The 701-nt window shown below is 66.2% G+C and carries 1 protein-coding gene; it reads right to left on the reverse strand.

Annotated features, from left to right (window positions below; genetic code table 11):
* On the reverse strand, positions 1 to 701 hold a 701-nt coding region (locus FK530_RS26060), incomplete at both ends, for a hypothetical protein (RefSeq protein WP_205124254.1).

Here is a 701-nt window from a genome sequence, read left to right on the forward strand (position 1 = left end):
GGGTGCAATGTGGGACGCTCCAGGGTGAGTTCCGGTGCGGTCTCGTCGTAGTAGATCTTCAGACCGGTCGCCAGGACGGGAGTGCCGTCGGTGTCCACCAGCGTGAAGTTCGTGTCGTTGAGGCCTGTGGCCAGAGGGACCTCGTGGGAGAACGAGCCGTCCTCGGCCACGGTGACATCCCGCCCACCGATGGAGAAGGTGGAGGGCTTCCGGTTCAGTCGGCCCGACACCGTCAGGACGGGGGTGCCGTCCTGCGCCTTCGAGATCCCCGCAGAGTAGGCGTTGAAGGCGACCAGAGGGCTGCGTGAGGGATCCACGCTCATGGAGTCGATCAAGGGCGCTGCGGACACGGCACTCGCATCCAGGACCAGGACCTTCTGTGTGGTGTTCACACCGTCACTGGCCACGACGGAGAGCACGCGGCTGGTGAGATCCTTCAGCTCCACCGAGAAGGCCCCCTGGGAGACCTCCACCGCCTTGCCGTTGACCAGGACCGTCGGGGTCGTGGAGAGATTGTCGGAGACGGTGCCGCTCACCGTGACGACCCCGTCGGCGACCCGGACCAGTCCGTCCTGGCCCGACGAGGGCGAGGTGAGGGAGAGTTCCGGCTTGACGGTGTCGTAGGTGAGGGTCAGTGGATCGTCGGTGACGACCTCCTTGCCCTCTGCGTCCAGACCGATGAGGAGGACCTCGCGGGCGGT

Origin of the sequence: Tsukamurella conjunctivitidis, from assembly GCF_007858475.1 — a bacterium.
GTDB lineage: Bacteria > Actinomycetota > Actinomycetes > Mycobacteriales > Mycobacteriaceae > Tsukamurella > Tsukamurella conjunctivitidis.